General features: G+C 65.3%; 12 protein-coding genes. 5 read left to right on the forward strand and 7 right to left on the reverse strand.

The features are described from left to right. Positions 1-276 precede the first annotated feature (276 nt). Genes SH412_RS21970 through SH412_RS21985 form a run of 4 tightly spaced genes read right to left on the reverse strand, consistent with a single transcriptional unit; the run spans position 277 to position 5,359 of the window. Complete coding sequence (locus SH412_RS21970; RefSeq protein ID WP_336520174.1) at positions 277-1,386, reverse strand: ABC transporter permease; 1,110 nt, start codon at positions 1,384-1,386, stop codon at positions 277-279. A gap of 16 nt (positions 1,387-1,402) precedes the next feature. Next, the gene (locus SH412_RS21975) at positions 1,403-2,554 is read right to left on the reverse strand and encodes an ABC transporter permease (RefSeq protein WP_336520175.1); all 1,152 of its coding nucleotides are present in this window, start codon (positions 2,552-2,554) and stop codon (positions 1,403-1,405) included. Continuing rightward, positions 2,551-4,347 carry an ATP-binding cassette domain-containing protein gene (locus SH412_RS21980; protein ID WP_336520176.1) on the reverse strand — a complete coding sequence of 599 codons (1,797 nt, stop codon included), beginning with the start codon at positions 4,345-4,347 and terminating at the stop codon, positions 2,551-2,553. The genes SH412_RS21975 and SH412_RS21980 overlap by 4 nt, the downstream gene beginning before the upstream one ends. After that, complete coding sequence (locus tag SH412_RS21985; RefSeq protein ID WP_336520177.1) at positions 4,325-5,359, reverse strand: efflux RND transporter periplasmic adaptor subunit; 1,035 nt, start codon at positions 5,357-5,359, stop codon at positions 4,325-4,327. Before SH412_RS21985 ends, SH412_RS21980 begins: the two co-directional genes overlap by 23 nt. A 161-nt stretch (positions 5,360-5,520) precedes the next feature. Between SH412_RS21985 and SH412_RS21990 the strand changes: the two genes are divergently transcribed. Continuing rightward, positions 5,521-6,117 carry an ECF-type sigma factor gene (locus SH412_RS21990; RefSeq protein ID WP_336520178.1) on the forward strand — a complete coding sequence of 199 codons (597 nt, stop codon included), beginning with the start codon at positions 5,521-5,523 and terminating at the stop codon, positions 6,115-6,117. A gap of 70 nt (positions 6,118-6,187) precedes the next feature. Continuing rightward, positions 6,188-8,779 carry a bifunctional serine/threonine-protein kinase/formylglycine-generating enzyme family protein gene (locus tag SH412_RS21995; RefSeq protein ID WP_336520179.1) on the forward strand — a complete coding sequence of 864 codons (2,592 nt, stop codon included), beginning with the start codon at positions 6,188-6,190 and terminating at the stop codon, positions 8,777-8,779. A gap of 101 nt (positions 8,780-8,880) precedes the next feature. Here SH412_RS21995 and SH412_RS22000 read toward each other — a convergent pair whose 3' ends face one another. Continuing rightward, positions 8,881-9,528, reverse strand: coding sequence for a hypothetical protein (locus SH412_RS22000; protein WP_336520180.1), 648 nt, complete (start codon positions 9,526-9,528; stop codon positions 8,881-8,883). Positions 9,529-10,228: 700 nt separating this feature from the next. Between SH412_RS22000 and rfaE2 the strand changes: the two genes are divergently transcribed. The 3 genes from rfaE2 to SH412_RS22015 are packed head-to-tail and all read left to right on the forward strand — an operon-like array spanning position 10,229 to position 14,010. Further along, the gene (rfaE2, locus tag SH412_RS22005) at positions 10,229-11,767 is read left to right on the forward strand and encodes a D-glycero-beta-D-manno-heptose 1-phosphate adenylyltransferase (RefSeq protein ID WP_336520181.1); all 1,539 of its coding nucleotides are present in this window, start codon (positions 10,229-10,231) and stop codon (positions 11,765-11,767) included. Then, positions 11,764-12,813, forward strand: a complete 1,050-nt coding sequence (gene waaF / locus SH412_RS22010; RefSeq protein WP_336520182.1) for a lipopolysaccharide heptosyltransferase II — start codon at positions 11,764-11,766, stop codon at positions 12,811-12,813. The genes rfaE2 and waaF overlap by 4 nt, the downstream gene beginning before the upstream one ends. Positions 12,814-12,840: 27 nt before the next feature. Continuing rightward, entirely contained in the window at positions 12,841-14,010 is a 1,170-nt protein-coding gene (locus tag SH412_RS22015) for a glycosyltransferase family 4 protein (protein ID WP_336520183.1), read from the forward strand. Positions 14,011-14,034: 24 nt separating this feature from the next. Here the strand turns inward: SH412_RS22015 and SH412_RS22020 are convergent, their stop codons facing one another. Together SH412_RS22020 and SH412_RS22025 are read right to left on the reverse strand one after the other, a co-directional pair. Further along, positions 14,035-14,427: a (deoxy)nucleoside triphosphate pyrophosphohydrolase gene (locus SH412_RS22020; RefSeq protein ID WP_336520184.1), complete on the reverse strand. Its 393-nt coding sequence runs from the start codon at positions 14,425-14,427 to the stop codon at positions 14,035-14,037. 86 nt (positions 14,428-14,513) lie between these two features. Further along, positions 14,514-15,323, reverse strand: coding sequence for an enoyl-ACP reductase FabI (locus SH412_RS22025; protein ID WP_336520185.1), 810 nt, complete (start codon positions 15,321-15,323; stop codon positions 14,514-14,516). Between the last annotated feature and the right edge of the window lie 165 nt (positions 15,324-15,488).

Here is a 15,488-nt window from a genome sequence, read left to right on the forward strand (position 1 = left end):
CGATGAAGCTGGTCCAGGGAGACAAACCCCTCGGGTGTGTCGGATGACTTGTTGGCCGGGCAGGTGTCGCAACCGGTGCCGCAGCCGGCTTTTGCTCGGCCGGAGACGGATTGCCAAACGCGCAGGGCGACGTATGCGGCTGCCGCCAGCACGATGCTTCCGGTGAATAGTCCCTGCCAGTCCACGGGCGTTTCCGTTGAGTGTCCGTCGTTCGCGATCCGTCTCTACTCCCATTGTAGGCCGCAGAGGGACGCGGCAAAGTGCCGAACCGCGGTCTCAATTCATCCGCCGACGAAACAGCCAGGCGGCCAGCGTCAGATTCACGACGGCGATGACCGCCATCGGCCAGTACTGGTTGATCAGCAGCCCGAACGGCGTCCCTTCCAGGAAAACCCCGCGGATGATAATCAGGTAATATCGCAACGGGTTGAGGTATGTGACCGCCTGCACCGCGGTGGGCATATTGGCGATGGGGGTCGAAAACCCGGACAGGATCGTGGCGGGAACCATGAACAGGAACGAGCCCAGCAGGCCCTGCTGCTGCGTTACCGCCAGCGAGGAAATCATCAATCCGAAACCGATCGTCGCCAGCAGAAACAGCACGACCCCGGTATAGAGGGCCGCGAGACTGCCGCGGAGCGGGACTTCGAACCAGTGCACCGCCAGGAAAATGATCGCACTCGCCTCCGCCAGCCCGATCACGAAGCCGGGGATGGCTTTGCCGATCAAAATCTCGAACGGATGAAAGGGCGTCGCCAGAAGCTGGTCGAAGGTCCCCTGTTCGCGTTCGCGGGCCACCGACAGACCGGTCACCAGCACCGTCACCGCCAGCGAAAGCATGCCGACAATCCCCGGCACGATAAACCAGCGGCTCTCCAGGTTGGGGTTGAACCAGGCCCGCGTCTCGAGCGTCGCCGGCAACGCCATCCCCTCCGTCTGTTCGATCCGGTCGCGGTTGAAGTCCTCCACGATCGACCGGACATAATTCAGGGCGATGGCCGCCGTGTTGGAGTTCCGCCCATCCACGATCGCCTGAATCGTGGCCGAACTTCCTGCCGCCAGGTCCCGGCTGAACTGCGGCCCGATATGCACCACCAGCAGCACCGACTTGCCATCGATCAGCGGCGGAATCTCGCGATCGTGCGACAGGACGGCGACTTCCTTGAAGTTCGGCGAACCGGAGAAACGGGCCAGCAGCTCGCGCGAGACCGCGCTCCGGTCTTCATCGTAAACCGCGAACGCCAGGTCGTTGAGATCGAACGTCGCGGCATAACTGAAGACAAAGAGCTGAATCATCGGCGGCAGGATGATGACGGTCCGGCTCCGCGGATCCCGCAGCAGCGCCAGGAACTCTTTGATCGTCAACGCCAGAATCCGGGAGAACATAAGTATTCCTGCCGCGCTACGCGAGTCGCTTTCGAGCCACGAACCGGGTCAGTCCGAGGAACACGACGGCCATCAACAGCAGCGCTGCGCCGTTGGGAATGAGGATCTCGGGAACATCTCCGGCGGAAAAAATGGTCTGCAGCGACGAAACGAAGTAGCGGGCCGGCAGCAGATAAGTCACGCCGCGGATCACCGCCGGCATGCTCTGAATGTCGAAAATGAATCCGGAGAGCATGAACGCCGGGAGAAACGTGGCGATGATCGCGATCTGAGCGGCGACGAACTGCACCTTGGCCAGCGTCGAAATCAGCAGCCCCATGCCGAGCGCCGACAGCAGGAACAGCGACGTCGTCCCGATCAGAATCCAGAGCGAACCGCGCAGCGGCACCAGAAACAGCCACTCCGCCATCACAACGCTGATCCCCATCCCCCCCATCCCCAGGATGTAGTAGGGAGCGATCTTGCCGATCAGAATCTCCGACATGGCGACCGGCGTGACCAGCAGGGCCTCCATCGTCCCCCGCTCCCATTCCCGCGCCATCACCAGCGCCGTCAGCAGCCCCCCGATCAGCGTCATGATCACCGCAATCAAACCCGGCACCAGAAAGTTGCGGCTGCGGAGATTGCTGTTGAACCAGACCCGCTGTTCGACTTCGACGGGAACGGCGAAGTCCTGACCGGTCTCCGCCAGACGATCCTGCAGCCAGTGAGACCAGACCCCTTCCACGTAACCGATCACAATCCGCGCCGTATTGGCGTCGCTGCCATCGACGATGAGCTGCATCGCAGTGCCCGATGGAGTATGCAGCCGCTCGGAAAAATTGGCCCGCAGCCGAAGGATGCCGTCGACGTCCCGCCGCATCAAAGCGGCTTCCGCTTCGGGCATCGTCGGCATCACGACCGGACGGAAATACCGCGACCGCTGAAAAGCTCCCACAACCGCCGCCGTGTCGGCGGTCGGATGCTCGACGACGAGAGCCAGCGGCACATGCTCGGCGTCGAGCGAGACTCCGTAGCCAAACAGCAGCAGCAGGACGACGGGCAGCAGAAAGGCAATGGCGATGCTGCTGGGATCGCGCACGATCTGCAGCAGCTCCTTGCGGAGCAATCCCCGCAGCCGCATCCGTCGGAGCGCGCCGGGACTCAGGGTCCGGGACTTTCCCGTCATGCATCGATCTCCCGCTGGCGGGACTCGATCACCGAGATGAACGCATCCTCCATCGTCGGTTCGGGACACTCTTCCGAACGGGCCCGGGCGCGAATCGCATCCGGCGTGTCCAGCTCCGGGACTTCCCCCGCGACCATGATCGCAACCCGGTCGCAATACTCGGCCTCTTCCATGAAATGCGTCGTAACCATCACCGTCACCTGCCGGGCGGAGAGCTCGTTGATGCGCTGCCAGAACTCCCGCCGGGCCAGCGGATCCACGCCCGACGTCGGTTCATCCAGGAACAGCACGTCCGGCTCGTGCATCAGCGAACACGCTAAAGCCAGTCGCTGCTTGTAGCCCAGCGGCAGGTCCCCGCTCGTGGCGTCGCGAACGCCCTGCAGCTCAAAATGCTCGACGGCCCAGGCCGTCTGTTCATTCTGCCGGCTTCCCGTCAGCCCGTAAGCCTGACTGAAGAACCGCAGGTTCTGAGCCACCGTCAGATTCCCGTACAGCGAAAACTTCTGCGACATGTAGCCCAGTCGCGCGCGGGCCGCCGCGGCCGTCTTCCGGACATCGACGCCGGCGATCTTCAACGTCCCGCCACTCGCCGGCAGCAGCCCGCACAGCATCCGAAACAGCGTCGACTTGCCGGCGCCATTCGCCCCCAGCAGCCCGAACACCTCCCCCCGGGCGACGTCAAACGTCACCCCCTTGACGGCATAAAAACTCCCGAAACGCCGCTGGACATCGCGAACTTCGATCATGGCTTCGGACGCGGCGCTCCGCGAAGGCCGGACCGGAACGGCCGACTTCCGGTTCGATGTCGACTCGCGTTTGCGCAGCAGATCGACAAACCGGTCTTCCAGCCGCGGCGCCGCCGGAACCACGGCAATCGACATTCCTTCGGATCGAAACTGACTGGTATCGGGCGGAGCGGCGGTTTCCATGACAAACCGGACTCGACTCCCCTGAATGATCGAATCGGTGACGCCCGACGCCGCCGACAATTGCGCCTGCATCCGACGACGATTCTCGGCCGGGACCTCCGCCAGAAAAACTCGCCCTTCCAGGCCGGCAGTCAACGCGGCGGGCGTCCCGTCACCCAGCACCTCGCCCTCATGCAGGATCACCAGTTCATCGCAGCGTTCGGCTTCGTCGAGATACGCCGTGCTCAACAGCACGCTCGTCCCTTCGTTCTCCACCGCCCGCCCGACGATCCCCCACAACTCGCGTCGCGAGACCGGATCGACCCCCACTGTCGGCTCGTCGAGCAGCAGCAGTTCCGGCGAACGGACCAGCACGCACGCCAGCCCCAGCTTCTGTTTCATGCCCCCCGAAAGATTCCCCGCCAGACGCTTCGTAAACGGCGCGAGTCCGGTCATTTTCATCAGTTCGGCATAGCGCGCCGGCCGCTGATCGTAAGGAACCCCCTGCAGATCCGCGTAGAGGTCGAGGTTCTCCTGAACCGTCAGATCCTCGTACAGACCGAACCGCTGCGGCATGTAGCCGATCGAGCACTGCACCCCGAGCGGATCGCGGAGAACGTTCTTTCCGACGGCGGTGATCTCGCCGGCGTCCGGCAGCAGCAGGCCGGCGCAGAGCCGCATGAGCGTCGTCTTGCCGGCCCCGTCCGGGCCGATCAAGCCCATCACGCGCCCGCGACGCAACCGCAGGCTCACCTGCTCCAGAGCCTGTACGTCGCGGCCGCCCGTGCGAAACCGTTTCGACACGCCGCGGACCTCCAGCACCATCTCCGAGGAGTCGGCCACGGCGCCGGAGCCGGCAAGGTCAGCGGACGGCGGGGGCGTCATGGCTGTCCTTCGTCGACTTCGGCTGCCCGAGGTCGATGTGCACGGTGGCAGGCATCCCCAGTCGCAGCTCATTCTGCGGGTTGTCCGCAAAAACTCGGACCTGGTAGACCAGACGCGTCCGCAATTCGGGAGTTTCGACCTGCCGGGGAGTGAACTCCGCGGTCGGGGAGATGAAACCAACCCATCCGTCGTAGGTTTTGTCGGGAAAGGCGTCCGTCGAGATTGTCGCTTTCATCCCCGGCCAGATGCGGCCCAGGTCCGTCTCGGACACATACGCCCGGACCCACACTGGATCGACCAGCGCGACTGTGAAAACCGGCTTCTGCGGCGACGCCATGTCCCCCACCTGCAGGATGCGATTGCGGATGATCCCGTCCGACGGCGCCAGCAGCGATGCGTTCTTCAGATCTCGCCGAGCCAGCGACAGCGCAGCCTCCAGCCCCTTCAGCGCCGCCTTGGCCTCCAGAATGTCTTCTTTCCGCGGGCCGGCGATCGCCAGGTCCAGCGCAGCTTGGGCCGACTTCTGTTGCGCGGCGGTCGTATTGGCGGTCGCCTCCGCGTCGTCGAGCTCCTCGCGGGTCGCAACCTTCATGTCGTGCAGCTTGCGGACGCGGCCCAGCCTGGTCGCGGCATCTTCGGCCGTGGCAGTAATCGCCTCCAGAGCCGCGCGAGCCTCACGAATCTCCTCGGGGCGGGTCCCCGATTCCAGCCGCGCAACGACCTGTCGCTGCGTTTCGAGCTGCGCCTCGGCGCGGGCCACCGCAAACTCGAAACCTTCCGAGTCCAGTTTCGCCAGGAGCTGCTGCGATTCGACTCGATCGCCTTCCTCGACCAGCAGCTCGGTCACCCGCTCGCTCTGAACAAAGGCCAGTTCCACTTCGCGAATATCGACATTGCCGTAGAGCTGCAGCCGGTCCGGACGGGACGCCTCCCCGAACCAGAGCCCGCAGCCGGAACTCAATCCACCGGCCATCAGGACGATGACGAAACCAGTCGTTCGACGTTCGATCATGCAAGGCATCCTGTGGCGGAACACCGCGGCCCGCATCGTGGCGTTCCGCGGGTGACGTTCGGACAGAATAACACGCGACGCGCCCTTGCGGCATGCCGTGGCAATCTCGCATTGTCCCCCATTCAGTCCGGGCAACTCCTCCGGTACACTGTCCCGGAACCATGACCGACGTGACGCAACTCCTGCAGAGAATCGACACCGGCGACGGCCGCGCGGCCGCCGAGCTCCTCCCCGTCGTCTACGACGAACTGCGGCGACTCGCAGCGGTTCAGCTCGGCCGCGAAGCCTCCGGCCATACCCTGCAGGCCACGGCCCTGGTCCACGAGGCCTATGTCCGGCTGGTGCGGGGAGCGGGACCCGATCGATGGGATCATCGCGGGCACTTTTTTGCCGCTGCGGCCGAGTCCATGCGACGAATCCTCGTCGACCACGCCCGGCGGAAGCATGCCCTCAAACGGGGAGGGGGACAGGTCCGGCACGACGCGGAGGAGTACGCGATCACGCTCCCCGAGCCGGTCGAGGATCTGCTGGCGCTCGACGAGGCCCTGACGAAGCTGGCCGCCGAAGACCCGGAAAAAGCCAGGCTTGTCGAGCTGCGGTACTTCGCCGGTCTGACGGTGGAAGAAGCCGCCAACGCCCTGGGAATCTCAACCGCAACCGTAAAGCGGCACTGGACTTACGCGCGGGCGTGGTTATATCGGGAACTGACCGGCAGTCCGCCGGATCCGAATTCCTCGGAGAATCTGCGGACCGAATGAGCCCGATCCGCTGCGGTTTTCGCATGGTGGAGCAGACGACTCGACATCCCGCGACGGGGAAGATTCCACAATGCACGACCCCACCATCTTCGAAACGGCCCTCAATCAACCCACACCCGCCGACCGGGCAGCCTACCTCGATCGGGTCTGCGCCGGAAATCCGGAGCAACGCCGGGAGCTGGAAACGCTGCTGGCCGCCCACGACGCGGCCGGCGGGTTTCTGGAACGCCCGGTCGTCGAGCAGTTCGGCGGATCAGTACCGGCGACTCAAGTCCGCTCCAGCCTGCCAGAAGCCAAGACGGTCGCCGGCGATCTGGTCGGACTGGAATTCCTGGCGCCGGCCACCCGGCCTGACTCACTCGGACGACTGGGCCACTACCACATTCTCGCCGTGGTCGGGCAAGGGGGCATGGGGACCGTCTTCAAGGCCTTCGACGAACAGCTCCACCGAATTGTCGCGATCAAGATCATTTCCGGCGAACTGGCCGCCCACGCCACGGCCCGCCGACGGTTCATCCGGGAGGCCCGCGCGGCGGCCGCCATTGCCCACGAACACGTGGTCACCATTCACGCGGTCGACGAGGAGCACCGGCCGCCGTTCATCGTCATGCAGTACGTCGAGGGCTGCTCGCTGCAGGAGAAGCTCGATCGCCAGGGCCCGCCGAGCCTGCCGGAGATTCTGCGGATCGGCTATCAGATCGCCGCAGGACTCGCGGCCGCCCACAAGCAGGGGCTGGTTCATCGCGATATCAAGCCGGCGAACATCCTGCTGGAGAACGGCGTCGAACGGGTCAAGCTGACCGACTTCGGCCTGGCGCGCATCGCCGACGACGCCAGCCACACGCAGAGCGGCGTCATCGCCGGAACGCCGCAGTATATGTCCCCCGAGCAGGCCGAAGGGCTGACCGTCGATCACCGGAGCGACCTGTTCAGCCTGGGCAGCGTGCTCTACGTCCTGTGCACCGGTCACGCTCCGTTCCGGGCGACGACCACGCTGGCGGTCCTCAAACGCGTCTGCGAGGACGCCCCCCGCCCGATTCGCGAGATCAATCCGGACATCCCCGAATGGCTCTGCGCAATCATCAGTCGACTGTTGGCCAAGGATCCGCAGGATCGCTATCAGACCGCCGAGGAAGTCGCCCGGCTGCTCAGCGAGCACCTGGCTCACCAGCAGGGGCTGGCGCCGGCGCCCCTTCAATCGGAACCCGTGGTCGCGAGGGTTCGCCGTACATACCGATGGCTGGCATCCAGGTTCAGTCTGGCGACGGCAGCCATGATCCTGTTCATCGTTGTGCTGCTCGTGGGGCCGACGATCAGCCTCAGAATCGCCGGTCGCGGACGACTGTCGTTCCGCCAGTCAGACGGCACGATTCGGCTTGAGGTTTATCGCGACGGGCAGCTCATCGGAGATTACGGCGGTTTCGACAATGTCGAGATCGCCGCCGGGACCTACGAGTTCCGCCCCGTTCCAGCCTCGGGCTATCGCTTCTATGACATGGTCGCGAACCGGCGCACCTGGCCCTGGACGTTTCAGCACCAGCAGTGGCGAGCGCCAACGATGACGTACCGCATCTATCCCGGTGACGACATCCACGTGCTGATGTCGGTGACTGCGGAACCGGAGCGGCCCAAGCTGCCGATCGTACCGAAGGCCGAGCCGAAGCCGCTCTCCGCCGAAGAAGCCGCCGCGGTTCAGGCCGCCTATGCCGACCAGCACGCGTTGCCCGTGCAGTTGGCCGACCCCCTTGGAATCACGCTGCGCCTGATTCCTCCCGGCGAATTCGAAATGGGGGCGACCCCTGAGGAGCTGCGCGACCTCCAGGCGCGGCTCACGCGGGAAAAGGGCTCCGACTACGACAAGTTCGTGGTCAGTTCCAGCGGGCCGCGGCATCGGGTGACGCTGACGCAGCCGTTCTACCTCGGCATCCACGAAGTCACCGTGGCCCAGTTCCGCCTGTTCGTCGAAGAAACGGGCTATCGCTCAACAATGGAGGAACAATCCAAGCCAGCATTCACCTGGAAGACGTTTGCGGCAAATCCCGGCGTCGACCGCCGACCGGTCGTCGGCGTGAGCTGGCACGACGCACGGGCCTTTTGCGTCTGGCTGAGCGAGAAGGAAGGATTGCGCTACGACCTGCCGAGCGAGGCCCAGTGGGAGTACGCCTGCCGGGCCGGCAGCCAGACCCTCTGGTCGTTCGGCGATGACGAACGAGACCTGCGGCAGTATGCCGTGTTTCACGACGGGATCGCGAAATCGGTGGCGGATGTCGGCAGCCGGAAGCCGAACCCCTGGGGCCTGTTCGACATGCACGGCAACATCGACGAGTGGTGCCTGGACTGGCACCAGCAGGACTATTATCGCGTCGGACCGGTGAACGACCCGATCTGCCTGCAGGAACCGATCCAGCCCAACTCGGGCAAAGTCGCCCGTGGGGGCATCTGGAGCAATCATCCGTGGGCCACGCACTCGGCAATCCGCAACTTCGACTTCGCCCGCACCCCGCTCACGCACAAAGGCTTCCGCGTCTCCATTCAGGGGAATCTGCCCCGGATCAGCAATGACCTGCGACGACTGAAGGAGCAACAGCAAGGAACGCTGCCGGTTCCGGCCTCGTCGCCCGCTCCCGCAGCCGGCCCTGCCGACGCCTCCCGACCGGAGTAGATCGCCCTTCGCGAATGAAATTCAATCCGTGAACCACGTGCGGCTTGGAGTGACGTTTCCACTGGCGCACCGACCCAACCAGAAGTCCGCGACAGCGCACATCAACGGCGCGGCCCGTCACCCCGGACGTCGCGAACCTCCAGCTTGTCACGTTTCGCCGCCGCCCGGGTCGTCAACAGGAAATGATCGTCGAAAATCGCCAGGACCAGTTCCGGCTGATCCTGCTGAACGATCGTCAGCAGCCTTCGGCCCGGGGCTCCCTTGAGGGAGGCGTTCACCGGCATATTGAGCGTGTAGCCGTCCGTCTTCAGCGCGTCCGCATCGATCTGGATCGGGACGCCGATCTCTTTCGCCAGCGCCTCCATCGCCGAACGAAGCGGCGCCCGAGTCAGCTCCAGCGTTACCGGCCGTTCGAGCACGTCGAGCGAACCGTCGGTGATGGAACGAATGGAATGCAGCGGGACATGGAGCGTCTCCTCGCCGGCGCGGAAGGAAACGTAGTCCCGTCCCCGGGCGATGACCGTCCGGATACGGTCCGCACGCACATTCCCCGCCACAGGACGCGCGACGACGTGAATCTCAAACGCCCCCGCGTCCTTGACGGAAACCAGCATCACCCGCTGACCGATCTCCAGCAGATCGACGAAGTGCTCGGGGTACTGATCGCCGGGAGCGGCGAGCAAGGACGAGCTCGCGACCGCGACAAACATCAGAACGCCGCCGGCGACGGCAAGACATCGACTGTTCATAGTTGTCTGCTCCTGATCCCGCAGATTTGGAACGGGCGAGAATTCGGCCCGCCCGAGTTCGGCAATCATCGTACTCAGAAACCGACGTCCATCGCTCGATGGAACTTTTGAGTTCTCGGCGCACACCGACATCTCAATGATTCGAAGTCGTATCGGATCTCGAATCGAAGCTCACTTCGGGCCGCCGTCGCGAATTGCTGGTTGGAGAACCGGCCTTGCGAACGCCAAGACGATCGTTTCGAAACCTGAGCCCGGAAGTGGGCGGCCGACTGTCGCCACGAGTGAAACTGAATCCGCCCGACAGCCTGTTGAAGAATCGGAGAAAGACCCGAAATATCGGTCCCGCTTGAAGTAAATCCCCTGAATAAGGTGGCTCAGACATCCCTGTCCGGGCTTCTCGACAAAGTCTTCGAACGGACGGCGGACTGAGTGCAACCCGCGCGACGACGCCCCTCCGCGCACCACCCTGTAGCGACGGCCAGCGCCCCTGCCAGAAGGAAGCGCTGCCCGGACGTCGCACCAACGGGAATCCGCCGGCCGACGGCACCCGGCCCCGTTTCACACGGGAAACGGGATTGACTTAACTCCCGTCCTGCGAGATGATTCCGCCGATCTGAAGGGGCCGGTGCGCGCCGGTCCCCCTCGCAGCCACCGTCGCGGAGCGACGGGTCACACTCGCCAAGCCAGGGACGGCTGACGCATGTCGCAGCATCTCGTTGAGATCGTCGAGCAACTCGGTACGCCCCGGATCCTGGTCCTGGGGGACCTGATCCTCGACCGCTACGTCTGGGGCGACGCCGAACGCATCAGCCAGGAAGCGCCTGTCATCCTGCTCCGCGAGGAACGTCAGGAAAATCGACTCGGCGGCGCCGCGAACGTCGCGAACATGCTCCGCGGTCTGGATGCCGAAGTGACGCTCGCCGGCATCGTCGGCCACGACTCCGACGGCGTGCTGGTCTCGCAGGAGCTCGAACGATCAGGCGTCAACTGCTCCGCAGTCATGAGCGATCCCGATCGCCCGACGACCGTCAAAGTCCGGTTCATGGGCCGGGCTCAGCATCGACATCCACATCAGATGCTGCGAGTCGACCGCGAAGTCCGCCGGCCGGTCTCGTCCGAGCTGGCCCGCCAATTCCTCCGTCAGACGCTGCCCCGTCTGCGGGACTTCGACGCCATCCTGATCTCAGACTACGCCAAGGGGGTCTGCACCAGCGAAGTGCTGCAGCCGCTCATCGAAGCCGCACGCAAGGCGGGCATCCCGGTTGTCGCCGACCCGGCGGCCGGCGGCGATTACAACCTCTATCGCGGCGCGGCCGGCGTCACTCCCAATCGCTCGGAAACGGGCAAGGCGACCGGACGCGACGTCCGGTCGATTTCCGAAGCATTCCTTGCCGGCGACCAGCTCGTCGAGCAGTTCGATCTCGACATGGCGTTCGTCACGCTCGATCGGGACGGCATCGTCCTCGCCCGCCGGGACGCCGAGCCCATCCATCTGCCGACGCGAACCCGCGAGGTCTACGACATCACCGGCGCCGGCGACATGGTCCTCGCCATGATCGGCGTCGGCATGGCGGCGGGGGTCGATCCGGTCAGCCTCTCCCGGCTGGCCAACATCGCCGGCGGCCTGGAAGTCGAACAAATCGGCGTCGTCCCCATCAGCCGCCGGGAAATCCTGACCGATCTGCTGCAGGGCGCCCGCCGCAGCGGCGGAAAAGTCTGCACGCTCTCTGAGCTGCAGAAACAAGTTTCCGCCCGCAAGAAGATCGGCCAGCAGATCGTCCTGACGAACGGCTGCTTCGATCTACTGCACGCCGGGCACGTCTCCTATCTGCAGGAGGCCGCCCGCGAGGGGGACTGCCTGATCGTCGCGGTCAACAGCGACGACAGCGTCCGCCGACTCGGCAAAGCTCCGGATCGCCCGATCTTCGACCAGGACTATCGCGCCCAGATGCTCGCGGCCCTGGAATCCGTGGACTATGTCGTCGTCTTCGACGAAGACACGCCGCATTCAGTCCTGGAAACTCTCAAGCCTCACGTCCTGGTCAAAGGGGGGACCTATCGCGACGACGAAATCGTCGGCCGCGAAGTCGTCCAGTCCTACGGCGGCCGGGTCAAGGCGCTCGGCATCACTCCCGGGCTGTCGACGACGGACATCGTCCGCCGGCTCCGCGAAGAATCCGCCCACACCATTCCCTTCCCGGTTCCCGACGCCGGCCGGGTGGAGCGACGCGCCGGATGAAACTGGCCATCTATCTCCCGAACTGGGTCGGCGACGCCGTGATGGCGACCCCCGCGCTGCGGGCGCTCCGTCTGGCCCACCGGGACGCGGAGCTGGTCGGAATCATGCGTCCGGTGATCGGGGACGTGCTCGCCGGGCTCGATCTGTTCGACCGGACCATTCTCTACCAGAAGAAATCCCAGCCGTCCGCCCTTTCCGGGTGGAAGCTCTGGCGACGCCTGCAGTCCGAACATTTCGACGCCGCCGTGCTCCTGCCGAACTCGCTCCGGTCGGCCTGGCTGGCGTGGGTTTCCGGCGCCCGTCGGCGGATCGGCTTCGACCGCGACGGCCGTCGCTGGCTGCTGACGGATGCAGTCCCCGCCCCCCAGCGGCGCGTGCCGCATCCGGCGCTCGACGACTATCTGACGCTGGCCGCCCGGGCCGGCGGACTGCTTGCGACCCGCCAACTGGAGCTCGCCCTGCTGCCGGAAGACCGTCAGGCGGTGCAGAAGGTCCTCGCCACGTTTCCGGAGTCGTGGCAGAATCGACCGCTGGTCACCTTGAACACGGGGGGGGCGTTCGGCGGGGCCAAGAATTGGCCACGGGAGTCCTTCGCCGAGCTCGCTCGACGGCTTGTCGACGAGCTGGGAGCGCGCGTGCTGGTCCTCTGCGGACCGGCCGAACGGGACGACGCCCGCTGGATCGCCGAAGCCGCCCGGCATCCCGCCGTCCTCAGCCTGGCCGGCGAGCCGCTGAGCATCGGCTTGACCAAGGCCGCAGTCGAGGCGTCTCAACTGATGGTGACGACCGACTCCGGCCCCCGGCACTTCGCGGCGGCGTTCGATGTCCCCGTGGTCACGCTGTTCGGTCCCACGCACATCGCCTGGAGCGAAACCCATTTCGCCAGGGCGGAACACGTCCAGCTCGCCGTCGACTGCGGTCCGTGCCAGCAGCGCGAGTGCCCGCTGGGGCACCACAAGTGCATGCGAGAGCTGTCGGTGGACCAGGTCTTTGCAACCGCCAGCCGGCTCTGGTCACGTCACTCCGCCCGGCGCGATGCCGCCTGATCGCTCTCCGACTGAAAGCCCGCTCGCATGCGCATCGCCCTGATTCTCAAATACCTGGACCCCGCCCGCGGCGGCGCCGAGCAGTGGACGTTTCAGATGGCCGCCCGCATGGTCCGGGCCGGGCACGAAGTGGTCCACATCGGCCAGGCTCAGTCCTCCGAAGTCTCCGCGGCGGGCATCGGCTGGGTTCCGGTTCCGCCGACGCACGGAGTGACCGGCTTTGCGGACGCGGTCGAGCGGACATCCTGCGGCCGGGACTTCGACGTCCTCGCCGACATGGGACACTCCTGGACAGGCGACGTGATCCTGCCGCACGGCGGCTCGCGCCAGGCCTCGTTGCAGCAGAACGATCTGCTCGTTTCTCCAGCCCTGCGCTGGGTCCGCCGAGGATTGCAGGCGGTCGCGCCCCGTTATCGCCAGCAGCTCGATCTGCAGCGACGACAGTTCGATGTGGCCGACGGCCGGCTGATCATCGCCCTGTCGGAGATGACCGAACGACACTACCGGACGCTGGACCACGTTCCGACGGCCGCAATCCGCCAGGTCTACAACGGCGTCGACATCGAACGGTTCTCGCCCGCGCGCTGCCAGTCGCTCCGGTCCGCACAACGGACGGCCTGGGGTTTCGCCGGTCAGGAAACCGTCTTCCTGCTGGTCGCCCATAACTTCGCTCTGAAGGGCGTTCGCGAATTGATCGCCGCCTTCGCCGCAGTCGCCCGGAAGGACTCGAACGCGCGCTTAGTCATTGCCGGTAAGGATCGGCCGGGACGCTACCGGCGGCAAGCCGATCGGCTGGGCTGCGGCAACCGCGTGCAGTTTGTCGGTGCGATCGCGGATTCCCTGGCCGCCTATGCGGCGGCGGACGCCTACGTCCACCCGACCTACTACGACCCCTGCAGCCTGACGGTTCTGGAGGCGCTGGCCTGCGGGCTGCCAGTCATCACCACAGAGTTCAACGGCGCGGGGGAACTAGTCACTCCCGGCCAGGAAGGTTTCGTGATCCCGGTCCCGTGGAGCCTCGACGAGCTGGAGAAGGCAATGACGGCCCTGCTGGACGCCGACCTGCGGCAGGCGATGAGTCAAGAAGCCTGCGAGCTGGCAATCGATCATTCGCTCGACCGGAACTACCACGAGTTCCTGGCGGTGTTGAGCGAAGCCGCCAACCGCCGCACAGCCCCCGTCCGTCGGGCTGCCTGAGCCGCGAACGTCGACGCTCAACTCTCAACTCTCAACTCTCAACTCTTCCAGCACCGCCCGATTCGCCGCGGGCCAGTCGAGGGGCCGCATCTCCGCCGGCGTCAGCCAGCGGAACCCGTTCAGCTCCTCGACGACCTCCGCGGTTGGGAGCGGCTGACAGAGCCAGAAAAACAGTTCGACTGTGCCGTGGTCATAGGTGTGCCGCACCTGGTGCAGCAATCGGGTGGCGGTGACTGCCAACCCGGTCTCCTCGCGGCACTCGCGAACGGCGGCAACCTGGGGATCTTCCTCACGCTCGGCCTTGCCGCCGGGGAACTCGGCCTTGCCAGCCAGGACGAGATCGGCCCCGCGCGTTCCGACCAGATACCGTCCCCGGTGTTCCACCACGGCGATTCCGACGCGCGTGACTGACGACATGATATCCCCTCGGAAATATGGAGAGCCCGCAGACGCTGTATCGCCTGCGGGCTCCCGGAAATCATTTGCGACCGACCGGCTCGCGCTCAGCCGAACTTGGCGTCCGCAGGAGGCGCCCCCATCACGTGGTAGCCCGAGTCGACGTGCAGCGTTTCGCCCGTGACGCCGGTCGACAAGTCCGAGACCAGGTAGAGGCCGGTCTTGCCGACTTCTTCGATCTCCACGTTCCGGCGGAGCGGGGCCATCGCGTCGTACATCTGCAGCATGACGTCGAAGTCTTTGACCGCAGACGAGCTGAGGGTCTTGATCGGGCCGGCGCTCAAGGCGTTGACGCGAATCCCCTGCGGTCCCAGCTCGTGGGCCAGGTAGCCGACGCTCGACTCCAGCGCCGCCTTGCAGAGCCCCATCACGTTGTAGCCGGGAATGACCCGCTCGCCGCCCAGGTAGGACAGCGTAATGATGCTGCCGCCGCGAGGCATCAGGTCGCGAGCCCGCTTGCAGACGGCCATCAGGCTGTAGACGCTGATGTCCATCGACGTCTTGAAGCCTTCCCGGCTGACGTTGTAGACGGGGCCCTTGAGGTCGTCGATGGGGGCGTAGGCGATCGAGTGGACGACGAAATCGAGCTCGCCGAACGTCTCCTTCGCCGCGGCAAAGGCCCGGTCGAGGTCGGCATCGTCCTGGACGTTGCAGGGGGTGATGAGCTTCGCGCCGATCGGGTCGGCGAGCTTGCGGACCCGGCGTTCCATCTTGGGGTTGGCGGGATCTTTGTCGGGCAGGTGCGTAAAACCGAGATGAGCCCCCTCCTGGTGCAGCTTCTCGGCGATCGCCCAGGCGATCGAGTGATCGTTGGCCACGCCAAAGACAAGACCCTTCTTGCCAGTCATCAAACCCATGCTCAGCTCCTGATGCGATTATCCGCGAGACCAAAGAGGCAAAATAGCGACTGGCGGGGAGAGCGGCAACTGCGACGGCTGTTCCGCTTACGGCTCTTCCAAGTTTCAAAGTAGGGTGAGTCGAGTCCGCGAGGCTCACCTGTGTGATCACAAGTTGCGGTGAGC

This window comes from Planctellipticum variicoloris (assembly GCF_030622045.1).
Taxonomy (GTDB): Bacteria; Planctomycetota; Planctomycetia; order Planctomycetales; family Planctomycetaceae; genus Planctellipticum; species Planctellipticum variicoloris.

What these genes read in the sequence shown, in the direction of transcription:
- SH412_RS21970 (WP_336520174.1), bottom strand. Translation starts at nt 1,386, where the DNA reads ATGTTCTCCCGGATTCTGGCGTTGACGATCAAAGAGTTCCTGGCGCTG.
- SH412_RS21975 (WP_336520175.1), bottom strand. Translation starts at nt 2,554, where the DNA reads ATGACGGGAAAGTCCCGGACCCTGAGTCCCGGCGCGCTCCGACGGATG.
- SH412_RS21980 (WP_336520176.1), bottom strand. Translation starts at nt 4,347, where the DNA reads ATGACGCCCCCGCCGTCCGCTGACCTTGCCGGCTCCGGCGCCGTGGCC.
- SH412_RS21985 (WP_336520177.1), bottom strand. Translation starts at nt 5,359, where the DNA reads ATGATCGAACGTCGAACGACTGGTTTCGTCATCGTCCTGATGGCCGGT.
- SH412_RS21990 (WP_336520178.1), top strand. Translation starts at nt 5,521, where the DNA reads ATGACCGACGTGACGCAACTCCTGCAGAGAATCGACACCGGCGACGGC.
- SH412_RS21995 (WP_336520179.1), top strand. Translation starts at nt 6,188, where the DNA reads ATGCACGACCCCACCATCTTCGAAACGGCCCTCAATCAACCCACACCC.
- SH412_RS22000 (WP_336520180.1), bottom strand. Translation starts at nt 9,528, where the DNA reads ATGAACAGTCGATGTCTTGCCGTCGCCGGCGGCGTTCTGATGTTTGTC.
- rfaE2 (WP_336520181.1), top strand. Translation starts at nt 10,229, where the DNA reads ATGTCGCAGCATCTCGTTGAGATCGTCGAGCAACTCGGTACGCCCCGG.
- waaF (WP_336520182.1), top strand. Translation starts at nt 11,764, where the DNA reads ATGAAACTGGCCATCTATCTCCCGAACTGGGTCGGCGACGCCGTGATG.
- SH412_RS22015 (WP_336520183.1), top strand. Translation starts at nt 12,841, where the DNA reads ATGCGCATCGCCCTGATTCTCAAATACCTGGACCCCGCCCGCGGCGGC.
- SH412_RS22020 (WP_336520184.1), bottom strand. Translation starts at nt 14,427, where the DNA reads ATGTCGTCAGTCACGCGCGTCGGAATCGCCGTGGTGGAACACCGGGGA.
- SH412_RS22025 (WP_336520185.1), bottom strand. Translation starts at nt 15,323, where the DNA reads ATGGGTTTGATGACTGGCAAGAAGGGTCTTGTCTTTGGCGTGGCCAAC.